17 protein-coding genes, 1 tRNA gene and 2 pseudogenes are annotated in these 23,771 nt (G+C 58.2%); 10 read left to right on the forward strand and 10 right to left on the reverse strand.

The window, feature by feature from the left end; genetic code table 11:
* Positions 1–97: 97 nt before the first annotated feature.
* The 4 genes from infB to DL88_RS08435 all read left to right on the forward strand — a co-directional run bounded on the left by infB (position 98) and on the right by DL88_RS08435 (position 6,141).
* Positions 98–3,421 (forward strand): translation initiation factor IF-2, encoded by a 3,324-nt coding sequence (infB, locus tag DL88_RS08415; RefSeq protein ID WP_034994593.1) that lies wholly within the window; start codon positions 98–100, stop codon positions 3,419–3,421.
* A 778-nt stretch (positions 3,422–4,199) separates the two neighbouring features.
* Positions 4,200–4,625 carry a 30S ribosome-binding factor RbfA gene (gene rbfA / locus DL88_RS08425; RefSeq protein WP_034994597.1) on the forward strand — a complete coding sequence of 142 codons (426 nt, stop codon included), beginning with the start codon at positions 4,200–4,202 and terminating at the stop codon, positions 4,623–4,625.
* Between the two features lie 257 nt (positions 4,626–4,882).
* Positions 4,883–5,785 carry a tRNA pseudouridine(55) synthase TruB gene (gene truB, locus DL88_RS08430; RefSeq protein ID WP_034994598.1) on the forward strand — a complete coding sequence of 301 codons (903 nt, stop codon included), beginning with the start codon at positions 4,883–4,885 and terminating at the stop codon, positions 5,783–5,785.
* Between the two features lie 266 nt (positions 5,786–6,051).
* Positions 6,052–6,141 (forward strand) — tRNA-Ser (locus DL88_RS08435).
* On the opposite strand, the pseudogene DL88_RS19840 reads toward DL88_RS08435, so the two are convergent.
* From DL88_RS19840 to DL88_RS08460, 3 genes and pseudogenes are all read right to left on the reverse strand, one after another.
* Positions 6,112–7,731 (reverse strand): annotated as a pseudogene (locus DL88_RS19840) (recombinase family protein); the annotation flags it as partial. The gene DL88_RS08435 and the pseudogene DL88_RS19840 sit on opposite strands and share 30 nt — an antisense overlap.
* Before the next feature lie 21 nt (positions 7,732–7,752).
* Complete coding sequence (locus tag DL88_RS08455) at positions 7,753–7,977, reverse strand: hypothetical protein (RefSeq protein ID WP_051955754.1); 225 nt, start codon at positions 7,975–7,977, stop codon at positions 7,753–7,755.
* Positions 7,978–8,395: 418 nt separating this feature from the next.
* Positions 8,396–9,646, reverse strand: a complete 1,251-nt coding sequence (locus DL88_RS08460) for an N-6 DNA methylase (protein WP_156971004.1) — start codon at positions 9,644–9,646, stop codon at positions 8,396–8,398.
* Between the two features lie 397 nt (positions 9,647–10,043).
* On the opposite strand from DL88_RS08460, the gene DL88_RS08465 reads away from it, so the two are divergent.
* From DL88_RS08465 to DL88_RS08475, 3 genes and pseudogenes are all read left to right on the forward strand, one after another.
* On the forward strand, positions 10,044–10,247 hold the full coding sequence (locus DL88_RS08465; RefSeq protein ID WP_245270705.1) for a helix-turn-helix domain-containing protein: 204 nt from the start codon (positions 10,044–10,046) through the stop codon (positions 10,245–10,247).
* Positions 10,240–10,884: a hypothetical protein gene (locus tag DL88_RS08470; protein WP_034994612.1), complete on the forward strand. Its 645-nt coding sequence runs from the start codon at positions 10,240–10,242 to the stop codon at positions 10,882–10,884. Before DL88_RS08465 ends, DL88_RS08470 begins: the two co-directional genes overlap by 8 nt.
* Before the next feature lie 384 nt (positions 10,885–11,268).
* A pseudogene (locus tag DL88_RS08475) lies at positions 11,269–12,168 on the forward strand (HNH endonuclease).
* A gap of 106 nt (positions 12,169–12,274) precedes the next feature.
* On the opposite strand, the gene DL88_RS08480 reads toward DL88_RS08475, so the two are convergent.
* Positions 12,275–13,084, reverse strand: a complete 810-nt coding sequence (locus DL88_RS08480) for an SDR family NAD(P)-dependent oxidoreductase (protein ID WP_034994613.1) — start codon at positions 13,082–13,084, stop codon at positions 12,275–12,277.
* A 103-nt stretch (positions 13,085–13,187) separates the two neighbouring features.
* Here DL88_RS08480 and DL88_RS08485 point away from each other — a divergent pair, with 103 nt between their 5' ends.
* Both DL88_RS08485 and ureC read left to right on the forward strand, forming a co-directional pair.
* Complete coding sequence (locus DL88_RS08485; protein WP_034994616.1) at positions 13,188–14,084, forward strand: LysR family transcriptional regulator; 897 nt, start codon at positions 13,188–13,190, stop codon at positions 14,082–14,084.
* A gap of 90 nt (positions 14,085–14,174) precedes the next feature.
* A complete protein-coding gene (gene ureC / locus DL88_RS08490; RefSeq protein ID WP_034994617.1) occupies positions 14,175–15,887 on the forward strand; it encodes an urease subunit alpha in 1,713 nt (570 codons plus the stop codon).
* 131 nt (positions 15,888–16,018) lie between these two features.
* Here ureC and argE read toward each other — a convergent pair whose 3' ends face one another.
* The 3 genes from argE to DL88_RS08505 all read right to left on the reverse strand — a co-directional run bounded on the left by argE (position 16,019) and on the right by DL88_RS08505 (position 19,275).
* Complete coding sequence (gene argE, locus DL88_RS08495) at positions 16,019–17,197, reverse strand: acetylornithine deacetylase (RefSeq protein ID WP_034994620.1); 1,179 nt, start codon at positions 17,195–17,197, stop codon at positions 16,019–16,021.
* Between the two features lie 109 nt (positions 17,198–17,306).
* Positions 17,307–17,699, reverse strand: coding sequence for a Co2+/Mg2+ efflux facilitator ApaG/CorD (gene apaG, locus DL88_RS08500; protein WP_034994621.1), 393 nt, complete (start codon positions 17,697–17,699; stop codon positions 17,307–17,309).
* Positions 17,700–18,048: 349 nt separating this feature from the next.
* Positions 18,049–19,275, reverse strand: a complete 1,227-nt coding sequence (locus DL88_RS08505) for an O-succinylhomoserine sulfhydrylase (RefSeq protein ID WP_034994624.1) — start codon at positions 19,273–19,275, stop codon at positions 18,049–18,051.
* Between the two features lie 138 nt (positions 19,276–19,413).
* Here DL88_RS08505 and DL88_RS08510 point away from each other — a divergent pair, with 138 nt between their 5' ends.
* On the forward strand, positions 19,414–20,619 hold the full coding sequence (locus tag DL88_RS08510; protein WP_034994625.1) for a 2'-deoxycytidine 5'-triphosphate deaminase: 1,206 nt from the start codon (positions 19,414–19,416) through the stop codon (positions 20,617–20,619).
* Positions 20,620–20,630: 11 nt separating this feature from the next.
* Here DL88_RS08510 and DL88_RS08515 read toward each other — a convergent pair whose 3' ends face one another.
* From DL88_RS08515 to DL88_RS19330, 3 genes are all read right to left on the reverse strand, one after another.
* Positions 20,631–21,278 carry a class II aldolase/adducin family protein gene (locus tag DL88_RS08515; protein WP_034994626.1) on the reverse strand — a complete coding sequence of 216 codons (648 nt, stop codon included), beginning with the start codon at positions 21,276–21,278 and terminating at the stop codon, positions 20,631–20,633.
* Between the two features lie 530 nt (positions 21,279–21,808).
* Positions 21,809–22,087: a hypothetical protein gene (locus DL88_RS08520; protein WP_034994627.1), complete on the reverse strand. Its 279-nt coding sequence runs from the start codon at positions 22,085–22,087 to the stop codon at positions 21,809–21,811.
* A gap of 106 nt (positions 22,088–22,193) precedes the next feature.
* A complete protein-coding gene (locus tag DL88_RS19330) occupies positions 22,194–22,802 on the reverse strand; it encodes a hypothetical protein (RefSeq protein ID WP_156971006.1) in 609 nt (202 codons plus the stop codon).
* Positions 22,803–23,771: the final 969 nt, after the last annotated feature.

Here is a 23,771-nt window from a genome sequence, read left to right on the forward strand (position 1 = left end):
ATGAAGAGGTCATGAGCGGGTTTCGGTGCGAGAGACGGACAGATGAATTTTCCGGCGGTATGAAATTGAATGGGCGCGGCCCCGGGACGCAAGACGAATGAGTGAATCGAAGAATTCGGGCGAGAATACTTTGAGCGTGACGCCAACCAAGACCTTGTCGCTGAAGCGGCCGGTCGAGGCCGGAACCGTGCGCCAGAGTTTTCCGCACGGGCGCAGTAAAGCTGTTGTGGTTGAAAAGGTGAAGCGCCGCCCCACCGCGCCGGGTGGGGATGGCCACGCAGCCCGTGATGCTGCTGCTCCCGCCGCCGCGCAAAGCCAGGCGGCTGCTCCTGCCGCACCGCACCGCGCAGAAGCGGCGACACCACCGGCACGGCCCGCACAAGCCATTCCGCCTCAGCCTTCCGCCCCGGCTGCGCCTTCTCAAGCCGCAGCCGCTCAAGCAAAGGCCGGCACCTCGGTCACCCCGAGCGCGGTGTCCACCGGTGCATCGGCTCCGGCTGCACCGGTGCCGCCACAGGCTCCGGCCGCCGCACCGGCACCAAGCACCCAAGCGGCTGCGCCATCGCCGGCAGCCGCATCGGCCCAGGCAACTTCCGCTCAAGCTGCGGCCCCCCAAGCCGTCGTCGCTCAGCCGGCGAGTTCGGAAGCAACACCTTCGCAAGCCACCTCTGCACAAGCGACTCCCGCGCAAGCAGGTGTCGCGCCGAAAGCCACAACGGTTGTTGCCGATGCTGCCACAACCGGTCAGCAGGCTGCTGGCCCGCGCCCGGCGGCACCGAGCCCAACCAGCCAGCAATCCACTGCGGCCAGGCCATCGTCCGGGCAAGCTGCCGGACGGACACCAGCTGCGCCGCAACAATCCGCATCGCGCGGTGCATCGGCCTCGCAAGCAGGTCAGGGCGCCCAGCGTTCAGCCGGAGCGGGCGCGGCATCATCGCAGCAGCGTGGCGGTGGCGCAGCCTCCGGACAACAGCGCAACCAGCCAGGTGGGCAGAGATCCGGCGGTCCCCAGCGGAATCAATCCGGCGGCCGCGGATCGGGCCGTGGCGAATCTGGTGCAGGCCGCACTACGCCCAGCGGCGTCGTGCTTCGATCCCTGACCGAGGAGGAGCGCGAGGCGCGCATGCGCGCCCTGTCGGGTGCTCGTATCCGCGAGGAAGAAGATCGCAAGCGCGCCATTGCCGAAGCCAAGGCTCGTGAGGAAAGAGAAGCCCGCGAGCGCGAGGAGCGCGCGGCAGCCGAGGCGCGCAAGGCCGAGGAAGAAGCCCGCCGTCTGCAGGAACAGGAAGCCAAACGCCGTTCCGAGCAGGAAGCCAAGCGGCGGCTCAGCGGCGGCGAACCGGCTCCCGCCGCAAGCCCGTCGGTTGCCCGCAAGCCGCCCGTCACGGCGGCGGCGGCCGCCCCCGCGCCAGCGGCCCCCGGCCGCGCGCCCAATCTTGAGGAAGAAGACACTAAACGTGTCATTCGCCGTCCCGGCATGCCGACCAAGGTCATCGTGCCGCCCCGGCCGACCAAAGGCGCCGAACAGAAATCTCGCGGCCGCCTCACCGTCGCGACAGCAACCGGAGGCGAGGAAGAGGAGCGCACACGTTCCGTCGCGGCCTTCCGCAGACGCCAGCAGCGCCTGCGCGGCCATGTCAGCGAGGCGAAGGAAAAAATCTCGCGCGAAGTCATTCTGCCCGAGACGATCACGATTCAGGAACTCGCCAACCGCATGTCGGAACGCGGCGTCGACGTGATCAAACTGTTGATGAAACAAGGCCAGATGGCCAAGATCACCGATGTGATCGATGCCGATACGGCCCAGCTCATCGCCGAGGAACTTGGCCATACCGTCAAGCGCGTCGCCGAATCCGACGTCGAGGAAGGCCTGTTCGATACGGTCGATGCCGAGGACCATCTGCTGCCGCGGCCACCGGTCGTGACCATTATGGGCCATGTCGACCACGGCAAGACGTCGCTGCTCGACGCGATCCGGCAGGCCAATGTGGTTTCCGGCGAGGCCGGCGGCATCACCCAGCATATTGGTGCCTATCAGGTCACCTCGCCGGGCGGCTCGCCGATCACCTTCATCGACACGCCCGGCCACGCCGCCTTCACCGCCATGCGCGCCCGTGGCGCGAAAGTGACGGATATTGTGGTGCTGGTCGTCGCCGCCGATGACGGCGTCATGCCGCAGACAGCGGAAGCCATCGCCCATGCCAAGGCCGCTGGCGTGCCGATCATCGTGGCAATCAACAAGATCGACAAACCGGATGCCAAGCCGGAGCGGATCCGGTCGGAACTTCTGCAATATGAAGTTCAGGTGGAATCGCTCGGCGGTGAAACGCTGGAAGTGGAAGTCTCCGCCACCAAGAAGATCAATCTCGACAAATTGCTCGAACTGATCGCCCTGCAAGCGGAATTGCTCGATCTCAAAGCCAATCCGGACCGCCCGGCAGAAGGCACCGTCATCGAAGCCTCGCTCGACAAGGGACGCGGACCGGTCGCGACCATTCTCGTCCAGCGCGGCACCTTGCATGTCGGCGACATTATCGTGGGCGGCACCCATTGGGGCCATGTCCGCGCCCTGATCGACGACAAGGGGGGCAACCGGAGCGACGCTGGTCCCTCCATGCCCGTCGAGGTTCTCGGCTTTTCAGGCTCTCCCGAGGCGGGCGACCGCATCGCGGTGGTCGAAACCGAGGCGCGTGCCCGCGAGATCACCGAATATCGCGAGCGCCAGCGGCGTGAACAGGCGGCCGTGCGCGGCGGCCTGGCGCGCGGCTCCCTCGCCGATATGATGAGCCAGCTCAAGAATGTCGGCCGGAAGGAATTCCCGCTCGTCATCAAGGGCGACGTGCAAGGTTCGGTCGAAGCGGTCGTCGCGACGCTCGAAAAGCTCAATACCGACGAGGTCGCGGCAAGGATCATCCATGCCGGTGTCGGCGGCATCACCGAATCGGACGTCACGCTGGCGCAGGCGGCGGGCGCGGTGATTTTGGGCTTCAACGTGCGTGCTCTCAAGGAGGCCCGCGCACTTGCCGAGCAGCAAGGTATAGAAATCCGCTATTACAACATCATCTATAATCTCGTGGATGATGTGAAGGCGGCCATGTCGGGACTGCTCGCGCCCACATTGCGCGAGGAAATGCTCGGCAATGCCGAAATTCTCGAGGTCTTCAACATTTCCAAGGTCGGCAAGGTGGCCGGCTGCCGCGTGACCGACGGCCGTGTCGAGCGCGGTGCCCATGTCCGCCTGATCCGCGACAATGTCGTCGTCCACGAGGGCAAGCTTTCGACGCTGAAACGCTTCAAGGACGAGGTCAAGGATGTCGTGGCTGGCCAGGAATGCGGCATGGCCTTCGAGAATTACCAGGACATGCGCGCGGGCGATGTGATCGAGTGCTACATCGTGCACGAGATCAAACGGTCGCTCTGAGACAATCGGGACGGAGGGACCTTCCATCCGTCCCGCCCTTGCGGTCGCGCCATCGGTCGCGCCGGTGCGTAACCTATCCGAATCGAGAATCCGGGATTAACCACATCTTAAGGAAAGATCCCCGACACTCCCGATAATGGAAGCAGGATGAACCGGGCGGCAGACGGAATTGCTTGCCTGTCCGCGAACGGATTCACTCAAGAAACCAGAGTATTTTCAAAGAGTTTGAACCGCTTAGCGATTCTCTTCCAATCGAAAATACCTGGAATTTTGGCGAAAGAAGCAGGACAGTTCGAGACGCGATTGAATCTTTGCGCCTTCACTGGACTTCAAATCCGGAGAATTGTATTGCCGGAGCGGTCCACGACACACGGCATTGCTAGGCGCCCGGCAAGCAAGGCGGAATGATCAGGATGCAAAGGGCTCGCGAAGACTCTTTGCGAGACACATCCGATCAGCCTTGAATGTCCTTTCCCGTTTTTCCCGGGAGCAAAGGCGCATCATTGCATCCCGTGCCGCGGCGCTTATCCCACGCGGGGCCTTCCCCGCGTGGCCGCTACGACGGCTCTGACCAGCGTCAGTTGCCGGTTTCACTGATCCGTTTCGGATCGATTGAAGGAGCCTGTTTCGGTTCGAAGAAGTGGTAGAAGCATTTTCTTAACAAAGCTTTTCGTTCTTCGGATCAAGTCAGACCCAATTTCGTTCACCTGAAAGATGATCTTCTCCGAGCCGGCGCCGGTTACACCGCGCTTTCGGAGACGACACGGGAGTTTCTTCCATGTCCAGAGCCCATCATCAGCACGGCAGCGCCCCATCGCAACGCATGTTGCGCGTCGCCGAACTGATCCGTCACACTCTTTCCGATCTTCTGAGCCGCTCCGTGGTCAACGACCCCGTGCTCGAAGGCCATGTCATCACCGTCCCTGACGTCCGTATGAGTCCGGATCTGAAACTCGCCACGGCTTTCGTGATGCCGCTCGGCGGCAAGGACATCAATAGCGTCATCGCCGCGCTCGACCGGCACAAGAAATTTCTGCGCGGAGAAATCGCGCAGCGGATTCATCTGCGCTATGCGCCGGATATCCGCTTCAAAGCCGATGAAAGCTTCGATTACGGCGACAAGATCGATGCGCTGCTCGCCTCCCCGAACGTACGACGCGATCTCGACGCGACCGAAGGCGAGGCGCACAATACGCCCAACTAAGACCAAGTTTCGGCGGCTGCGGGGCGGTGCCTTTGCAACCATCGACACACGGCAGTTTTCAACGAGCCGTTCGGACATGTCCGAACGGCTCTAATGCACCAGAGCGCAAAACCGATTGCGCTCTGCGGATGGATTGACGCCATTCCAGAAGAGACAGCGTCAGAGTTTCCCTGTCAGGATCGCCGCTTTCGCGGCACCGCTGCAACAGCGCCATCGGCTGGTTCCAGCACGCAACAGCAAGGTTGAATTCAAAGACGATGAATGCTCCCCGTTCCAAACGCGTCGAGGTCAATGGTTGGGTCATCCTCGACAAGCCCATCGGAATGACTTCAACCCATGCCGTCGCGCGGCTGAAACATATTTTCAACGGCAAGAAAGCCGGGCACGCCGGTACGCTCGACCCGCTCGCCTCAGGCATCCTGCCCGTCGCCTTCGGCGAGGCGACCAAGACAGTGCCCTATGTCCAGGACGGGGAAAAAGCCTATCGTTTCACCATCGGTTTCGGCATCGAGACCGATACGGATGATTCCGATGGCCGCGTCACGCAGCAATCGGAACTCCGGCCGCAGCCAAGCGAAGTCGCGGCCTTGCTGCCGCGCTTCATTGGCACGATCGAACAGACGCCGCCAGCCTATTCGGCCATCAAGATCAATGGTGAGCGCGCCTATGATCTTGCCCGTGACGGCGAAACACCGGATCTCGCGCCACGCCCCGTCACCATCCATGCCCTCGACCTCGTCAGCATGGATGGCGATTCAGCCGTGCTGGAAGCGCGCTGCGGCAAGGGCACCTATGTCCGCGCCATTGCCCGCGATCTCGGGCGCCTGCTCGGCTGCTACGGCCATGTCACCGCATTGCGGCGCACGCGCGTCGGTCCCTTCCTCGAATCCGATGCGATCGGGCTGACGCCCTTGCTTGAAGGCGCTGCGGAGCGTTATGGCCTGCTTCCCATTGAGGCCGGCCTCGCGGAATTGCCGAGACTTGCCGTGGACCGAAATGCGGCGGCGAAGGTACGGCGCGGCCAGTCCATTCTGCTGCGCGGCCATGATATCCCCCATGAAGGGTCCGTCTATCTGGTCTGCAGCAATGTGATCGTCGCGGTCGGAACCATCGAACAGGGGGAATTCGTCCCCCACCGCGTCTTCAACCTGCCCATTTGATTTTGGAAGCGCGCGGAAACCCTGCACACTTTAACCAAGAATCTTCAAAAAACGGCATCAGTTCCCGCTTGCGCTTCGTCTCCGGCTGGTTATAGTGCGCGCCATTCGCGATTTGCCGCCGGGCAGGATTGTTCAAAAAATCCGAGCCAAGCGCGGCTTTTCAGCATCGAATGAACAATTTGATGCGCTTCAGAGACTGAAAATTTTGCGTCGGCAGGTACACCGCCTGAAGCAAAATTTCAGGGTTCCTCAGATCAGCGAAATCCGGAGGGGTGGCCGAGTGGTTGAAGGCGCACGCCTGGAAAGTGTGTATACGGGAAACCGTATCGCGGGTTCGAATCCCGCTCCCTCCGCCACTTCAGTCCCTGAGTGGGCACTGAATTTACGCTATTTTTCCCGGTCAGCACCTGTAGCAGCCGGGACTTCGATCCCATGATCCGAACCTCGCCATCCGCGACCTCAACGCGCTGGGCGAGCGCGCGAAGATGGTCACGGCGGTAGCCGCCGCCTTCAAGCCGGATATGTTGGCGCGCGGCGCGGGCGAACTTGCTCAACATCTGGGGTGTGACCGCCTGGCCCCCTGAGTTCTGAAGCATGGCCTGGGCGCGCTCGGCGTCGGCCTTCGCCTGATCGCGGATGGCCTTGAGGCCGTCGATGCGGTCCTTGAGCGCCGGGTCGTTCAAGTCGGCAACGCCCGCCTCGATGGCGTCGTAGAGGCGCTTGAGGCGCGCTTCGGATTCCGCCGCACGCCGGTTCAGTTCGCCAATGTGCTCATGCTGGCGCTCGGATCGCTCCTGCCGCCGGTCGAGCACGGTGGAGAGGATCGTTTCCAGCCTTTCGGGCTGGAGGAGACGGTCTTCGAGATGCCTGGCGACGAGATTGTCCAGCTTCTCCATCGGCACCGCCATGCCTTCGCAGCCGGTCGGTCCCTGCCGGGCTTTGGTCGAGCAGGCATAGTAACGATATCGCCCGCCTTTGCCTGTACGGATGGTCATGGCGCCGCCGCACTTCGCGCAGTGAATTAGGCCGGTGAGCATCGTTGGACCGCTGATGACGGCGGATGGCGTCACCGTGGGGTGCCGGGCCTTGAGCAGCGCCTGCACCGCGTCGAAGGTCTTGTGGTCGATGATCGGCGGGACCGGCACGACCACGATCTCGCTGACCGGCTTCAATTCCTTGGACTTCGACCGCTTGTTGAACTCATGCTCGCCCATGTAAGTGCGGCGGGTGAGGATGCGGTGGACCTGGCCGATTCCCCAACGGCCGCCGTCGCGGGTGAAGATGCGGTTGCGGTTGAGATAGCTGACGATGTTCTTCACGCCCATCTGGCCCTTGGCGCCGTCGCCGTGGAGCGCTAGCCGGTAAATCAGTCGCACCGTCTCGGCATGGAGCGGATCGATCTCCAGCTTCTTCTTGACCTTCGCGCCGCGTTGCTCGGCCGCGACGACACGGTAGCCGATGGGCGGCAGCGAACCATTCCAAAAACCCTGCCGGGCGTTTTCCTTCAAGGCGCGGATGACGTGCTTGGCGTTTTCCTTCGACTGGTATTCGTCGAACAGCGCCATGATCTGGCGCATCATCTGATGCACCGGATCGTCGCCGATCTCCTGGGTGATCGATAGCAGCTTGATGCCGTTCTTCGCCAACTTACGGACGTAGAACTCCATATCGAAGGCGTCGCGGAAGAAGCGCGAGAAGCTATGGACCACGACGACATCGAAGGGCGCGGGCTTCGACGTGCCCGCCTCGATCATGCGCTGGAACTCGGGCCGGCGGTCGTTGGTCGCCGACGCGCCCGGCTCCACATAGGTCTCGACGAGCTGGTAGCCGCGTGAAGCGCAATAGGCTTCACCCTGGCGCCTCTGATCGGGGATGGAGACATCATGCTCGGCCTGTCGCGCCGTCGAGACGCGCAGATAGAGGGCGGCGCGCAGCGGCACGGTCATGGCAGATGCCTCCTCGTCAGTTCATGGGGCCGTCCCGAACAACTCGTCGAACAGGTCAGCGAACCATCGCTCGAAGACGTCCACCTCGGCCTCCGTGACGGGCACCAAATCCGGCCAGTCGTCGGTGACGGTCCAGGTCGAGAGGTCGTGCTTCGGCGGCCGGCCAGGGAGCGGCCAAGGGTAGCCGAGCAGTGCTTCAAGCTGCTGGGAAATGACCGGCGCAGGGACACGCGACGAACGGGGCATCCCGATAGTATCGCGCGGGTGCCAGATGGACAGAATAGCCCATGTTTTCGCTGCGCCGCGCCAGAATTGACCGCGACAAAGTTTGCGCGCCGAGACATGGCCAGGGAGGTGGCAACGCGTTGGAGATACTCGGAGATAAAGTACACATTGTTCCTATCTCATTGATTGTACATCCATAACTTCTCCTTGCCGGCCTTCACCAACATTGTGCAAAAACGCCAAACATTGAGAAAGCGCCTCGTAACGTGTTGAAAAGCCTGGACTGTTCCGAACCGCAATGTGCCGCCTTTTATCTGGCCATCATCCTCTTAGAGTTCATCCCGCCAACTCGAAGGGCGCTGGTCATCCAGAAAATGAGCCACTTGGCGTGATTTGCTGATTTTCTGTCCGGCAACGACAAGACACATTTGCCGCTAACTCATGAGAGCCGAATAGGATCGCGCTCGAAGCTGGCAAGCAATTCTCTAACCTCCCTGGGTAACCCCAGAGATGTTTCGACTGCATCATCTATGCGAGACTTAATAAGGTCCACTGAAGCGCCGCCTTTTGCGGCGGCGAACCCCTCCTGTCCAAGAAGGGCTAGCGTCTCCTTTGTCGCCGAGTCGAATTCTGGTGTTGGAATGCGTGACGCATAGCCTGCCGTAATCATGTTTGCGCGAATGATGATCCCTCTCGTCAGGTATAGACATAAGCGGCTATTGAGGAAGCTAAGCAGCCACCACTTATCGTCATGCTCAATTATTATGTTTGGATTGACCCCACACGCAGTGTTTTCGGGGCGAATTGTCGCTCCGAATTTCACTCCCATCGAAGAGCAAGCGATCCCTCCCTGGAGTATCAAGCTTTTATTCCTAATCATAAAATTAGGAACCTTTCTGCCGATCTCCTGAAAATTGGTGCATAAATAGCCGTCTGGGGCAGCGAAGAATCGCCGGCTTGCGGGATTCTTATAGAAGGGCACCTGAAACTCTGCCGACTCGGCCTCACGAATATACTTTTTATCGTCACCAGTGGAAATTCCAGTTATGCAAGGCGCTATGTCGGACAGCCTTCGTCCGTCAAATAGAGCGCGAACATCATTCGGAACACCAATCGTAAACTCGGAACCGTCACGAGGATTGAGCAAAAGAATTTTGCTCAAATTGCATGATTCAAACTGCCGTTCTCTAAGTATTCTCTGAAATTCTGCAATGGTTTGAGGGCGATTCGAGACCAGTACTGTGTCCCGTTGCTCGCCGGTCTTCTCTAGGACAAGGAGGCAGGTTCTAACATCGGCCCCCTGGTCAAGAAATAAGTTGGTGGGACAAAGATGAAGATTACGTATCGCACAGTTTTTAATTATGTATTCGCGTAAATCTTGGTGCCCCGTGGCTGTCAAAAATGAATCGTGAGTAACTAATCCGATCAGGCAGCCGCTGGGAGCAAAGTCGATGATTGCTCGCACGAACAGGGCATACATATTTAGCGCGGAGGACTTGCCGAAGTGCTCAATCAGTTGTGCCTTTCTATCCCGGATATAGTTAACCTCATGACAGTTGTAGGGTGGGTTAGCGATAATCGCGTCTGGCCGTGGCCCGTTCGTATCACCGAACAATGGCAGCGCCTGTCGGTTCATCGCGATATCCAAGAAATCCGCCCTCTCGAATTCGTCACAGCCGACCGCGCTCATGTCGATGATGTCATATCCCGAAACATGGCAGCCGGCTGCCTTGAAGGGCCTCGTCAGTTCACCCCTTCCGATGCAAGGATCAAGGATCCGTTTCAGACTCGGCCTGAGCTCGCGTAGGCGCTCAGCCAGAAATTCGGCCACAAACTGGGGCGTTGAATAATACCCCGTCTCTCTGCGATCTATAGCGTCTTCCGACACGACTAGCTTCGGGCGTCGGCCCACGGTCTACCCTCCAAAATGATGACAATAAGTATCTTCATCGTGACGATTCGGTCAACCCCCCTCCTGAGATCGAGTTTCGTCTCGCGGCCAAAAAGATACTTATTATCCGTGGACTTATTTGCATCACAGCGGCCAAGTTTCCTTCGATATGATCGAAACAGGCCAGGATATAAGAATGAAGTTTGGGAAACGTGTTCGTGCGTTGCGGAGAGCGACGGGTCTATCTCAAGAAGCATTTGCTGATAGCTGCGGCCTCGATCGTACATATATTGGCGGCATCGAACGAGGAGAACGCAACGTAAGCCTTATCAACATCGCCAAAATCGCCGCTGCGCTAAATGTTCCTGCGGTGGACTTGTTCGAGTTCGGCGATGAATAACGAGATCGACAATATAGAGCGGCATCGCGCTGAGCTTGAAAGACGGCTGCGGTCTTTAATTCAGAAGATCGGAGACGTTCCCATTGGGAAACCTGGCCAGTTTCCCTACGGTTGGCGAAAATCTGCAAAGGGACGGACCGTTTGGCGGATACTTGAGGAGATAATATCTCAGAATCTTGAGAATCAAGCTGTGACGCTTGGAATACATGATTTTCAACCGGCGACATCAGAAGTCGGTGTATTCGATTTCTCGTTTAAATTTGAAGATTCTCGAACATTATATGTGAACGTCAAATCTGCCGTCCAAGGCCGTGCATCGAGTAAGGACGATATATCGAAGGCCGACAAGCTGATATCTTTTTTTGAGTCCACTCACGATGCGACATTGTTCATTGCGACTATAGAAATCGCGTTCCTCACCAATCCATTGCGCATCAGCCTTACGAATTGCTATGTCGTTCCTGTTTCATGGCTTCCGGATATTTATGTAAATCCGAGCAATAATGGAAATTTACAATCTTCAAAATACAAAGACCTTCCTGCGGCAGTAAGGCGGACATTGCCCGAGTTTCTCGATGAACTGCGCTCGAAGCTCGATTACGCGCGGAATTTGCGCAGGAAAAAATACACGCAATAAGTTCCTGCGTAGGTATCATCGCGTGGCTGCGACTGCTAAGGACCGCGCCCGCGATGACAACGTCCATTGAACAGAATGTGTTCTTACCGCATTGCGTAAACAATCGGCCGTTGCCGGCAACCGAGGCTGTACTGGCAAAACTTCTATGAGCGTAGCCCTACAGCGAAAACGTAGTGATCATCGCTATCGGTCGTGGCCCGCCACTACTCACAATTCCACACAGTTGGAGTAGAAACACCCAAGCGCAAAAGCGGCTGAGGGTCTGGCTTCCTGTAGATAGTAGGGCATTGAACCTTGACCGTCTTTGGCTGGTCTTGGTGCTCTATAGTGCATCACTGAAACTGGTCTGTGTGCTTTGCTCTGATAATCCATTAGAATCTTTGCATGACTTATTGTGTCTTCATGCACCGATCTGATTCGATTTATGACGACAGTCCAGCGGAGCGGTATCAGTTTCCGAAGCAATATCTCGGTCGCTCTGAAGGAAGTGTCGGCGATTGGATCATCTATCTGGAACCCAGGAAGATCGCAGCCACGCGCGGCTATTTCGCAATCGCGCGGGTACAACAGATTATTCCAGACCCGAAGATGCCCGACATGTATCTTGCGCTTGTCGAGCTCGGCTCCTATCTCGACTTCACTTGCTCCGTTCCATTCACCGATGAAGATGGCCCAATCGAGCGCGACTTGCTGAATGAGCAAGGGAAGCTCTCCGGTCGCGCGCAATCGGCTGTTCGCCCGATTTCGCCTCAGGACTTTTACCGCATCATCGAACGCGGTCTCGATGATCACGAACCGCTGCTTCCACGCGTCGGCGTAGCCGAGCCCATCACCGGTTTCAAAGAAGAGCAAGCGCCCTATTTCGCCGAGCAACAGCGTGATCGCGTACAGAAACTTACGTCACGGATCATCCGCGATCGTGTATTCTGAAAGATTGTGCTCCGCGCCTATAACGAACGCTGTGCAATCACCGGACTAAAGCTGATCAACGGTAGCGGGCGCGCCGAGGTAGACGCTGCCCATATACGTCCGGTTCATGCGAGTGGGCCAGATATCGTGAATAACGGGCTCGCTCTGCCTGGGACCGCGCATTGGATGTTCGACCGTGGATTGATCAGCCTGGGTGACGACTTGGAAATTTTGATCTCGCGTCAAGTCAACGATGCGGACAGTGTTCGAGGTTTTATCAACAAATCAGGGTTTGCCTGCGTTCCTGATTGCGCAAGGGATCGACCACACCCGAGTTTTCTACGGTGGCATCGAGAACATTGTCTCAAGAGCTAACTTCGCTCGAATACAACCCCTTACTCCGAGACAGGCGACAATAATGCCCGTAGGTCATCAGCAAAACATGCACACTCTCGCCATGACCACGACAGCCTCTGCGCATTCACGCAATCGTTGGAATGATCCCACCCTCGACACGGATTGCGGCACCATTGGTAATCGCGCCAAACGGGCTGGCCAGTAGCGCCACTTGCGCCGCGATCTCCTCAGCTTCGATCAACCGCCGGATAAGCGAGAGCGGGCGCATCTTCGCGAAAAATTCCGCCTCGCGTTCGGGCTCCGGCGCGTCCTTGTTATCGACGACCGAGCGGATGAATTCGACAATCCCCTCCGACCGCGTCGGTCCGGGAAGGACCGAATTGACGGTCACGCCAGTGCCGCGCGTCTGTTCGGCAAGTCCGCGTGAAATAGCGAGCTGAGCGGTCTTCGTCATACCATAGTGAATCATCTCCTGCGGGATTGCGAGAGCGCTCTCACTGGCGATGAAGATCACGCGTCCCCAGTTCTTCGCCAGCATGCGGGGGAAATAGTGCCGGGCGAGCCGCGCACCGCTCACCACATTCACTTCGAAGAGATGATGCCAGTCGGCGTCGGTGATCTCGGTGAAGGGCTTGGCCTCGTAGATGCCGAGATTGTTGATGAGAATGTCTGTCTCCGGGACGGCAGCGATGAGCGTGGCCGCGCCCTCAGCCGTGGCGGGATCGGCCAGAATCGCCTTCACTTGACCTTTCGCTTGACCCTTCCCTTGGCCTTTCTGACTCACGCACTCGACGGCTGCGTCAAGCTTGGCCTGGCTGCGCCCGCAAATGGTGACGAGAGCGCCTTCAGCGGCGAGTCGCTCGGCGATAGCGAGGCCGATTCCGGCGGTCGCGCCCGTTACGAGAGCCGTCTTCCCGGTGAGTTCGAGATCCATGGAATTCTCCGTCCTATTGGTGCCGGGGACATAGCCATCGCCGCCATTACTGAATAGAGTTCACGGTGGAACAACAGAATTGCTCTTGATTCACGAGTGAGCCATGGACAATCGGCTAGGCGAGATGGAGGTCTTCCTCGCCGTTGCACGGCAGGGAAGCCTCGCACAGGCGGCCGCCGAACTACGGCTGACACCATCGGCCGTCAGCCGCACGCTGGCCCGGCTGGAAGCAAGGCTCGGTGTGCAATTGATCGCCCGCACGACGCGCGCTCTGGCACTGACGCCCGAGGGGGAGACCTACCGGGAGCGTGTGGCGGAACTGATCGAGGATATCAACGGGCTGGAACGCGATTTCAGCGCTGCACACGGTCCGGCGGGGCGGCTGCGGGTCAATGCCTCAGTGCCCTTCGGCATGCATTGCCTGATCCCGCTCCTGCCGGATTTTCAGCGGTCCTATCCCGCAATCACTCTCGACCTTGCCTTGAGTGACACACTCATCGATCTCGTCGATGAGCCTGCGGATGTCGCCATACGCGTCGGGCCCTTGCGCGATTCCCGCCTGCGCGCGCGCAAACTGGGCCACAGCACTATGGCGGTGGTGGCAAGTCCTTCCTATCTCGCCCGCCACGGCGAGCCCCAAACCCCGGCGGATTTGGAAGCGCATCATTGTCTGCGGTTCAGCTTTCGGCGTTCGATCGATTCCTGGCCCTTTCTGATGCATGGCGCAATCATCCATCTTGCTGTCGATGGGCAATTTCTCGGCAATTCCGGTGAGGTGATACGGCTGACGGCCCTTGCAGGTGGCGGAATCGCGCGGCTGGGGCGTTATCACATTGCCCCTGATCTCAAAGCAGGGCGGCTCGTGGAAATCCTTGCGCCCTATAATCCCGGCGACGGCGAGGATATCCATGTATTGCATGTTGGGCACGAGCGGATGGCGGGACGCATTCGCGCCTTCCTCGATTTTCTCGAACAGCGTATTCATCTTCCGCCAGGATGACAGCGGGATGAAAAGATCGTCTTCTTTTCTTCCGCTTGCGCCCCCATTCAAAGCGGATAGTCTTCCCGCAAAATCGCTTCAGGAGATCCCATGGCCGTCACCCTGCCCCGCGCCGCCTATGCCGGCATGTTCGGCCCTACCACCGGCGACAAGGTGCGTCTCGCCGATACCGATCTCTTCATCGAGATCGAACGCGATTTCACGCTTTATGGCGAGGAAGTGAAATTCGGCGGCGGCAAAGTGATCCGTGACGGCATGGGCCAAAGCCAGAGAACGAGAGCCGAAGGAGCCGCAGACACAATCATCACCAATGCGGTGATCATCGATCATTGGGGCATCGTCAAGGCCGACGTCGGCCTGCGCGACGGGCGTATCTTCGGCATCGGCAAGGCCGGCAATCCTGATGTTCAGCCGGACGTCGATCTCATCATCGGGCCTGGCACGGAGATCATCGCCGGCGAAGGCCGTATCCTCACTGCCGGTGGTTTCGACAGCCATATTCATTTCATCTGCCCGCAGCAGATCGAAGAAGCGCTCGCATCCGGCATCACCACAATGCTTGGCGGCGGCACCGGACCCGCGACAGGCACTTTCGCGACGACCTGCACGCCCGGCCCCTGGCATATTGCGCGGATGATCGAAGCCGCCGATGGTTTCGCCATGAACCTCGGGTTTACGGGCAAAGGCAACGGGTCCGATCCCCGCGCCCTCGTCGAACAGATCGAGGCTGGCGCCTGCGCCTTGAAACTGCATGAAGACTGGGGCACGACGCCCGCCGCGATCGACTGCTGTCTGTCGGTTGCCGACGATCACGACATACAGGTCATGATCCATTCGGATACGCTGAATGAGAGCGGTTTCGTCGAGGACACGATCCGTGCCTTCAAGGGCCGCACCATCCATGCCTTCCACACCGAGGGTGCAGGCGGCGGCCATGCGCCCGATATCATGAAGGTCGCGGGGCTCGACAATGTCCTGCCATCATCGACCAATCCGACCCGACCCTTCACCGTGAATACGCTCGACGAACATCTCGACATGCTGATGGTCTGTCATCATCTCGACCCATCGATCGCCGAGGATCTCGCCTTTGCCGAAAGCCGCATACGCAAGGAGACGATTGCAGCCGAAGACATTTTGCATGATCTTGGCGCTCTGTCGATGATGTCCTCGGATAGTCAGGCGATGGGCCGTGTCGGCGAAGTGATCACGCGGACGTGGCAGACAGCGGACAAGATGAAACGCCAGCGCGGGCCGTTGCCGGAAGATAGCACAGGAAATGACAATTTCCGGGTCCGCCGGTATATCGCCAAATATACGATCAATCCGGCGATCACTCATGGGGTTTCGCGCCATATCGGCTCGATCGAACCCGGAAAGCTCGCGGATCTCGTGCTCTGGACTCCGGCCTTCTTCGGTGTAAAGCCCGATCTCATCCTCAAGGGTGGCACGATCGCCTATGCGATGATGGGCGATGCCAATGCCTCGATCCCCACCCCGCAGCCTGTGCATGGACGCCCAATGTTCGGCAGTTTCGGCGCCATGCGCACCGGCGCCTCGCTGACCTTTACATCAGGCACCGCCCTGGCGCGGGGACTCGCCGAAAAGGTAAAGACATCGCGCATATTCGTGCCGGTCGAAAATACACGCGGTGGCCTGCGCAAGGCTGATCTCATCCATAATGGCGCGACGCCAGTGATCGACATCGATCCAGAAACTTATGTCGTCAAGGCGGATGGAAACGTGCTCACCTGCGCGCCAGCCGAGCGCCTGCCCATGACCCAGCGGTATTTTCTGTTTTAGCGATCAAACGTCTATCGCCATGAACTTCTATCAAATCGCTGCACTGTTGGTGACGCCGATTGGGGGCCTTTTGCTTGCTGCCTGGGCCGATTGGCTCAGCCGGCACCCGGCGGAATGACCAACCGTGCTCGTCAGCCCATCTCGGCGGCAAGACGGCGCATGAAGGCAATGCCTTCTTCAAGCTGGGAAAGCGCGATATATTCATCGGGCTGATGCGCCTGATCGATAGAACCCGGGCCGCAAACGATGGTTGGCACCTCTGCCCGCTGGAACTGGCCAGCTTCTGTCGCGAAAGGCACGGTGATGGTGCGGTTGGAGCGCGCGAGTTTCAGGGCGAGGCTCTCCGCCTGTGATCCGGTTTCCGGCGCAAGACCCGGTACCTCGACCTCGACGAGCGTCTCGATCGAAGCCTCAGGCGCATAACGACGCATTTTCGGCAGAACAACCCGCTCGGCATAATCTTCGAGATGACGCAAGGCGCGATCCTGCGGATCGCTCGGCAAACCGCGAAACTCCCAGAGGAACCAGCATTCCTTGGCCATGATATTGCGCGCCGTGCCGCCCTGGATCATGCCCACATGGATGGTCGAGGCCGGTGGATCGAAACGGCCGCTCGGATCGCCTTCGGTCAAGAGCATATCGGCAAAACGGTAGAGTTCGGTCACGAGATCGCAGGCAGCCTCGACCGCGCTGGCGCCGAGATAAGGTTTCGAGGAATGCGCCTCATGACCACGCACGGTCGTCAGATAAGTCGCGACACTTTTATGGGCATCGGCGACCTGCATCATGGTCGGTTCGCCAACCAGCACGGCGGCGGGACGCGGCAAATCCTGACCAAAGCGCGCGATCGTGTCGAGGGAGCCGGTACAGGCGACTTCCTCGTCATAAGAGAGGAGAATATGGATCGGCCGGGTCAAATGCGCCTGTTTGAATTCCGGAATCATCGCGAGACAAAGGGCATCGAACCCCTTCATGTCGCAGGCGCCGCGTCCAAAAACGCGGTCCGTGTCACGCCGCAGCACGAAAGGATCGCCCGTCCATTTCTGGCCGGCAACAGGGACGACGTCAGTATGGCCCGACAGCACGACGCCGCCATCCTTTTTAGGGCCTATGGTGATGAAGAGCGCAGCCTTGTCACCCTCTGCATTGGGCACTTTGACGTAATCGACGTCCTGTCCGCGCAGATAATCCTCGACCGCCGCGACGAGTGCCAGGTTGGATTTGGAACTCTCCGTATCGAAGCTGATGAGGCATTCGAGCAAATCGAGCGTGGCGGCGAGCCTATCCTCGCGATCCTGTGCGTGCGTCATGAGCAATGCCTTTCCACCTCGTCACCGGACCGAATGCAGGTAACCGCCCTTCGTCACATTCGATACATGCGCAATACTCGACACGCTTGGCCGCAACAGACCTCAATGATCAGTTGAGAACCTGCCGCGAAAAGGGAGAATCCAGCGAAAAGACCGGGATCTCGGCCTCGAACACATCACCCTTTTCCGTCACCATGCGATAGCTGCCGGTCATGATGCCGGAAGGCGTGGAGAGCGGGCAGCCAGAGGTGTAGCGGAAGGTTTCTCCCGGTTTCAGCACCGGCTGTTCACCGACGATGCCGGGCCCCTGCACTTCCTCAAGCTTGCCATTGCCATCGGTGATTTTCCAGTGCCGCGCGGTCAATTGGACCGTCAGCTCGCCCTTGTTGGCGATTTCCACCGTATAGGCCCAGAAAAACGATGCTTCATCCGCATCGGAACGTTCCGGCACGAATTCCGTCAGGACGGTGATTTGGATGTCTCGGGTAATGGCGCTGTACATGGTTTCAGATCTACCGTCAGTTCAGAGACAGGGTAACACAAGGTCCTCGTTGAGGAAAAGCTTCAGAAGGAAGCAGCGATTCCGCTCCCGATCCCCACATTCCCCCCGCCGACAAGCGCGCCGGGGGATGAGAGAAGCAGGACCATCGCTCCACCGAACGAATTCATCGGCGATATTCCCGCTTGGGCGATAGTCCGGCCGCGATAGCATCAAACCAAAACCAAGTTCGACATTTCAGTTTGGTACCGGAGCCTACGGCCGCTTCCCTTGAGAAGCCTGGGGAGAAGCTCAACACTATCATCCCCAGATCGATAGGGCAAAAACGGGGCCAAACGCGTGAGTGATGGCTTCATTCAGCAGCCATCGGCTTGCTTTCGAGCACGGCAAGCGCAGCGCCGAGATCGGCGAGAAGATCCTCGGCATCTTCGAGTCCGACCGACAGGCGCAACATGCCATCGCCAATGCCCATCTCGGCGCGTGCCTCGGGTGTCAAACGCTGGTGGGTCGTCGTCGCCGGATGGGTGATAAGGCTCTTGGCATCGCCGAGATTGTTCGAAATCTTGATGATCGACAGAGCATTGGCGAAAGCGAATGCGGCGGGTTTGCCACCGGCGAGATCGAATGCGACCAATGTGCCACCACCCGCCATCTGACGGCGGACGATTTCGGCCTGGGGGTGATCGGCCCGACCCGGATAGGTACAGCGTGAGACGAGCGGATGATTGGCGAGGAAATCGGCAATCCTGCCGGCATTGGCCATCTGCTGATTGACCCGCAGCGGCAGCGTTTCCAGGGATTTCAGCATGACCCAGGCATTGAAGGGCGACAGAGCCGGCCCGGTCTGGCGCAGATAGGTCTGGATATGCGTCTCGATAAACTCACGCGTCGACAGCACGACGCCACCAAGGCAACGCCCCTGCCCGTCGATATGTTTCGTGGCAGAATAGACCACGCAATCGGCGCCGAGCTGCAACGGTTTCTGCAGGATGGGGGAGGCAAAGGCATTATCGACGACAAGGCGTGCGCCATAATCATGGGCGATGCCCGCAATGGCCGCGATATCATAGACTTCGAGGCCAGGATTGGTCGGGCTTTCCAGAAACAGCGTCTGCGTCTGCGGCTGCAACGCTGCCTTCCAGGCATTGAGATCCTTGCCATCCACAAGCGTCGTGGCAATCCCGTAGCGCGGCAGCAATTCCTGGACGATATAAAGGCAGGAGCCGAACAGGGCACGCGAGGCCACGACATGATCGCCGGCCTTGAGGGGAGCAAGCAGCGCGGCCGTTACCGCCGCCATGCCGCTCGCGGTACCGCGCGCGGTTTCGGCGCCTTCGAGCAGGGCCATGCGCTCCTCGAACATGGCATTGGTGGGATTGTTGTAGCGTGAATAAACGAAACCCGGCTCATCGCCCTTGAAACGGGCTTCCGCCGCCTCCATCGAGGGGTAGACATAACCCTGGGTCAGAAACAGCGCTTCGGATGTCTCGCCGAATTGGGATCGCATGGTTCCGCCATGAACGAGGCGGGTCGCCGGCCGCCAATCCTGCGGGTCGCGCGGTGGCTTATTGTCCTGCATGAAAAGCCTCCTCGATGGCTTTAGCCTTAACCGTAGCCTTGAAACTTGAAAAAAAAGCTTCAGATGTGCTTACTGGCGCCTGCATCCCATCTCAAGTCCAGCGTTTGGAAATTCGGTCCAAATGCCGCAGGAACCATCATGACCGCCCAAGCCCCTTCCCTCACAAGCGCAGACCCGCGTTCTGATACAGCGAATCTGCGTTCGGAAGGAGCTGGCGGACCTGGTGAATTCGGCTCGCAATTCGGGCTTCTGCCACGGCAAAAGATCGAAGTGATGATACGCCGAGGCATGATCGTCGGGCCAGAACTCGACGCCGGCCAGATCCAGCCCGCCAGCCTCGATTTGCGGCTCGGCACGCGCGCCTATCGCATCCGAGCGAGCTTTCTTCCAGGCCGGGAGAGGACCGTCGAAGGCCAGCTCGCCAATCTCAACCCCGAAGCCATTGATCTCGAAGGCGATGGCGCCGTTCTCGAGCGCGGCTGCGTCTATATTATTCCGCTTCTCGAATCGCTCAAACTGCCGGAAAGCATTTCCGCTATCGCCAATCCGAAAAGCTCGACCGGCCGTCTGGATATTTTCACCCGCCTGATCACCGACCGCAGCGAGGTCTTCGATCGCGCCGCGCGCGCTTATGAAGGCCCTCTTTATGCCGAAGTCTCGCCGCGCAGTTTCAGCATCCGGGTCCGCAGCGGCACGCGGCTTAATCAAATCCGCTTTCGCCGGCTGAACTCGCAGCAACTCGACCGCAACGACTTTTCTCTCGACGAAAGAGAATTACGCGAGCGCCATGAGATGCTGCCCCTGGTCGACGGCCCCTTGAATCTGCGCAACGGGCTCGTGTTGCGCGTCGCGCTGAGCAGCGAACAATTGGGACCCATCATCGGTTACCGCGCGCAGAAACATACCGACATTCTCGATGTCGATCGGGTCGGCGCCTATGCGATCGCCGATTATTGGGAACCGATTGCCGCACGGGCGGATCAACGCCTCATCCTCGATCCCGGCGAGTTTTATATTCTCGCCAGCCAGGAGAAAATGCACATCCCACCCGATCTCGCAGCGGAAATGGTGCCGATCGACCCGGCAATGGGCGAATTTCGCGTCCATTACGCCGGATTTTTCGATCCGGGTTTTGGCCATACCATTTCCAACCTTCCCGGTGCGCGAGCGGTTCTCGAAGTCCGCAGCCGCGAGGTCCCGTTCATTCTCGAGAATGGGCAGGTGGTGGGACGGCTCGTCTATGAAAAAATGGCTGAGCCCCCGCTCTCCGTCTATGGGCAAACAGCAGGCGCACATTACCAGGGCCAGGGCCTGAAATTATCGAAACATTTCAGGGAAGATTAAGGCTGAAGCGTTCAGGAGCGTTCGCGTAGGCCGTAAGTGCGGAACTTCTCGACATTGACGGCGATCTCCGTGTCGGAAAGGATACGTGGCGTTCCAATCTGCCGGGCAATCGCATATTGATGGCAAAGTGTTTCAACCTCAACGGCAAGCCACATGGCCTTGGAGAGGCTCGGCCCGGTCGCGATAATACCGTGGTTGGCCAATAAGCAGCAATTGCGGTCCTGCAAGGCCACCAAAGCCATTTCCGAGAGTTCCTGAGTGCCAAAGGTCGCGTAATCGCTGCAGCGGATCGTCGGCCCGCCCGCTGCCGCAATCATATAATGAACCGCCGGAATGGTCTCGCGACAGATGGCGAAGGCGGTGCTATAGAGAGGATGCGCATGGACGACGGCCTGAACGTCCGGACGCGCGGATAAAATGTCACAATGGATCCGCCACTCGGAGGAGGGCAATTGCCCCGGTGCGAAACGCCCTTCCGACGTCATGAAAACGATGTCTTCCGCCTGCATCTCCTCGTAAGCCATACCGGAAGGCGTGATCAAAAGCCCATCCTGCCAGCGCAGCGATATATTGCCGGCCGTCCCCTGATTGAGACCCAATCCCCTCATATTGCGGCAGGCTTCGACGATCGACCAACGCAGCGATTCTTCCTCGGACACGCTCTCACCCCTAAAGATTGCAAGCCATCTTCTCTCTCGCAAGGCTGGGAGAAGATGTCCATCCAATCAAGCGACAGGCGTTCCCGCATTATATACCACCATTCCGCCGGAATAAGGCGGCGTACTCTTGTAAATCATTGGAATCGATTGATTTGCAAGAATAGATCAGGAATTTGGGAATACCAAACTGCATGGATCATGAGGTCTTGTGATCCATAATGTTTCGCGGACTGCCGCCCCACAGTCGCCGGGACCAAAAGGCAGTGAGATTTGGCACAGAAAAGCAGCAAAACAACGCGCCTACAGAAGTACCGGGATGTCAATTTCCGCATCCTGGTTCAATTCGCGTTCGAGCATTTTTCTGATGACAGTGAATCGTTTCACGATGTCATTGCTTTGAAAATGCGCTGATTTTGTTGGACGCAGCGTTTCGGATCGATCCGAAACGCTGCTGTTCCCCTGTTCTGGAAAAGTCGAGCCAATTCTGTGTAAATTTGGATGGATGAGATTAATCTAAGCCCGGCCTGGTATCAGCACTCGCGCACAGGCATAGTGACAAGCCCTTCTCCGACGAATGGAACATTCTTCTTGGCAGGCGCACTCAAGAGCCCAATCACATAGCCGGATTGTAAGGCGAACAGGCACAGGAACAGAGCTGTGCTCAATTGAAGCTCGTCGGCTCGCCACAAAGGCGCCGCGGCCAGACACAGCATGGTGATCGCGCCATAGGACGGAAGCAGGACGAGCACTTTAAAAAAGCGCCCGAGTATGATGCCAACGAGAATAGTCGCAACAATCAGCATGATCATTCCAAACCTCCCTGGTAATCTCATTTTTAAGCGCGTGTTTTGAAAGTGCGCTTATTTGTTTTTATACGAGGTGTCTCGATGAACTGGCCGGCTGGACGTTTCTCTATTATTCCCGGCAAGCAACATCGAGTTGATTCAACGCTTCCCCCAGACCCGTCAAATTGACGGATCCTTTTATTACTTTTTTATCCGTCTCGATCTCCAGATCGAGCACCGGGCCCGCCCTCAATAAATTGTCGGCAAGCCCCACTTCAACCGGAAGAAGCACGCCAGCTCCCCCGGAAATCACCGTACCGCTCAAGGTGGATGAAAACGCCCCCCCTTGCAAGCGGACTTTTGGTCGCGCTCCCGGCGGAAAGGGCGAGACCACAACAACCACCGCTTCCACAGGCGTCCCGCAACGCAACATAAAACCCGCGAAATCAAGATCGGACCGAAGAACATCCGGGGCACGGATGATCGCCGCGCTACGCCGTTCGCGATCGGCGTAACGTGGATGGATGAGCTTCCAGCCGGCAGGAATCTTAGCCGGATGCACCGGGTTTGATCCCACCTTGCCGAATGTCTCATCCATTCCCGGTACCTGAGCATGCACCGTTGGAGGATCTATTGCAACGCATGCGATGAAAAACGTCAAGAAAAAGCGGTGAATCATTTCAATGTTTCCGCCAAAAAATAAAACTTTCTGCGGATGAAGCCGCACCGCCCTTTTCACAGAATAATATCACGCGAGGTGAAAAACGACATAAATGCCCGATTCTTTGCGGGGATTCATAGGTGTGAGCTTCTTTACTTGCAAAGAATATAAGGCTCGGCGCTCCGGCCCTCCCCCACAATTGCCAACCCTCGCTGCTACAGAACGTGCAGCCAGCCCTTCCCCTCGAATATATCAAGGGACCATAGGGCTTGGCTCAACAGCCTCCATCGAAAAGGAGAATGTCCTAAACAATCCTCTTTGTGTTCTGGTGAGATCAGGCTCTCGAATCAGGGTCAGCTGATCCTACTCTTACCAATCGGCGTCCTTGAGAGCGAAAGCACACGACGGGCCTAGGCGCCCCATGCTGGCATGAGCGAAAGAAGCCATGTTGATTTGCTCTTTCGCAGCCAATCAACATGATTCAAGAGTTCCAGAATCGAGAGGCGAGATGGACTTTCCCGATCCAGCTCATATCAAACTCTGCAACACGGGCGACCGGCCCGGTCAGGAAAGACAACAGGATCTCTGCACGATCATGGCCATTGGGCTTCCGATCGTTCCCGGGTCAAGGCATATGAATTATCAACATTCGCCATCAAATATTCGCGACGCTCCTTGAATATCCGGCCAGATCCAATCGAGAGAGGATTTAATTTACAGAACTATTTGATTTTATTTGCGAAATAGTGCGCACCGTCGACAATTTTGCCTGATAGAGCGTGACGCGCCCAATCCTCGTTGAACGATGCCCATCAAGATTATGTATAAAATTTTCTTCATTTGAACAAAAACAATGGCTACGCTCGGGCTTCAGAAAAGCACATAATGATCATGGAGATGTCCTTTAACACTGATTGACCGCACCCAATTGGGGGCCATGGGTATTTCGGAGAGACATCGGCTCATGCCCAGGCATTTTAGATAGATAAGCACCGGCGCATCGCTGCTCCCTTATTGCCGTTTCAAGCTCAAAATAGCGTAGAACCA

It is taken from the genome of Beijerinckia mobilis (assembly GCF_000745425.1).
Classification (GTDB): Bacteria; Pseudomonadota; Alphaproteobacteria; order Rhizobiales; family Beijerinckiaceae; genus Beijerinckia; species Beijerinckia mobilis.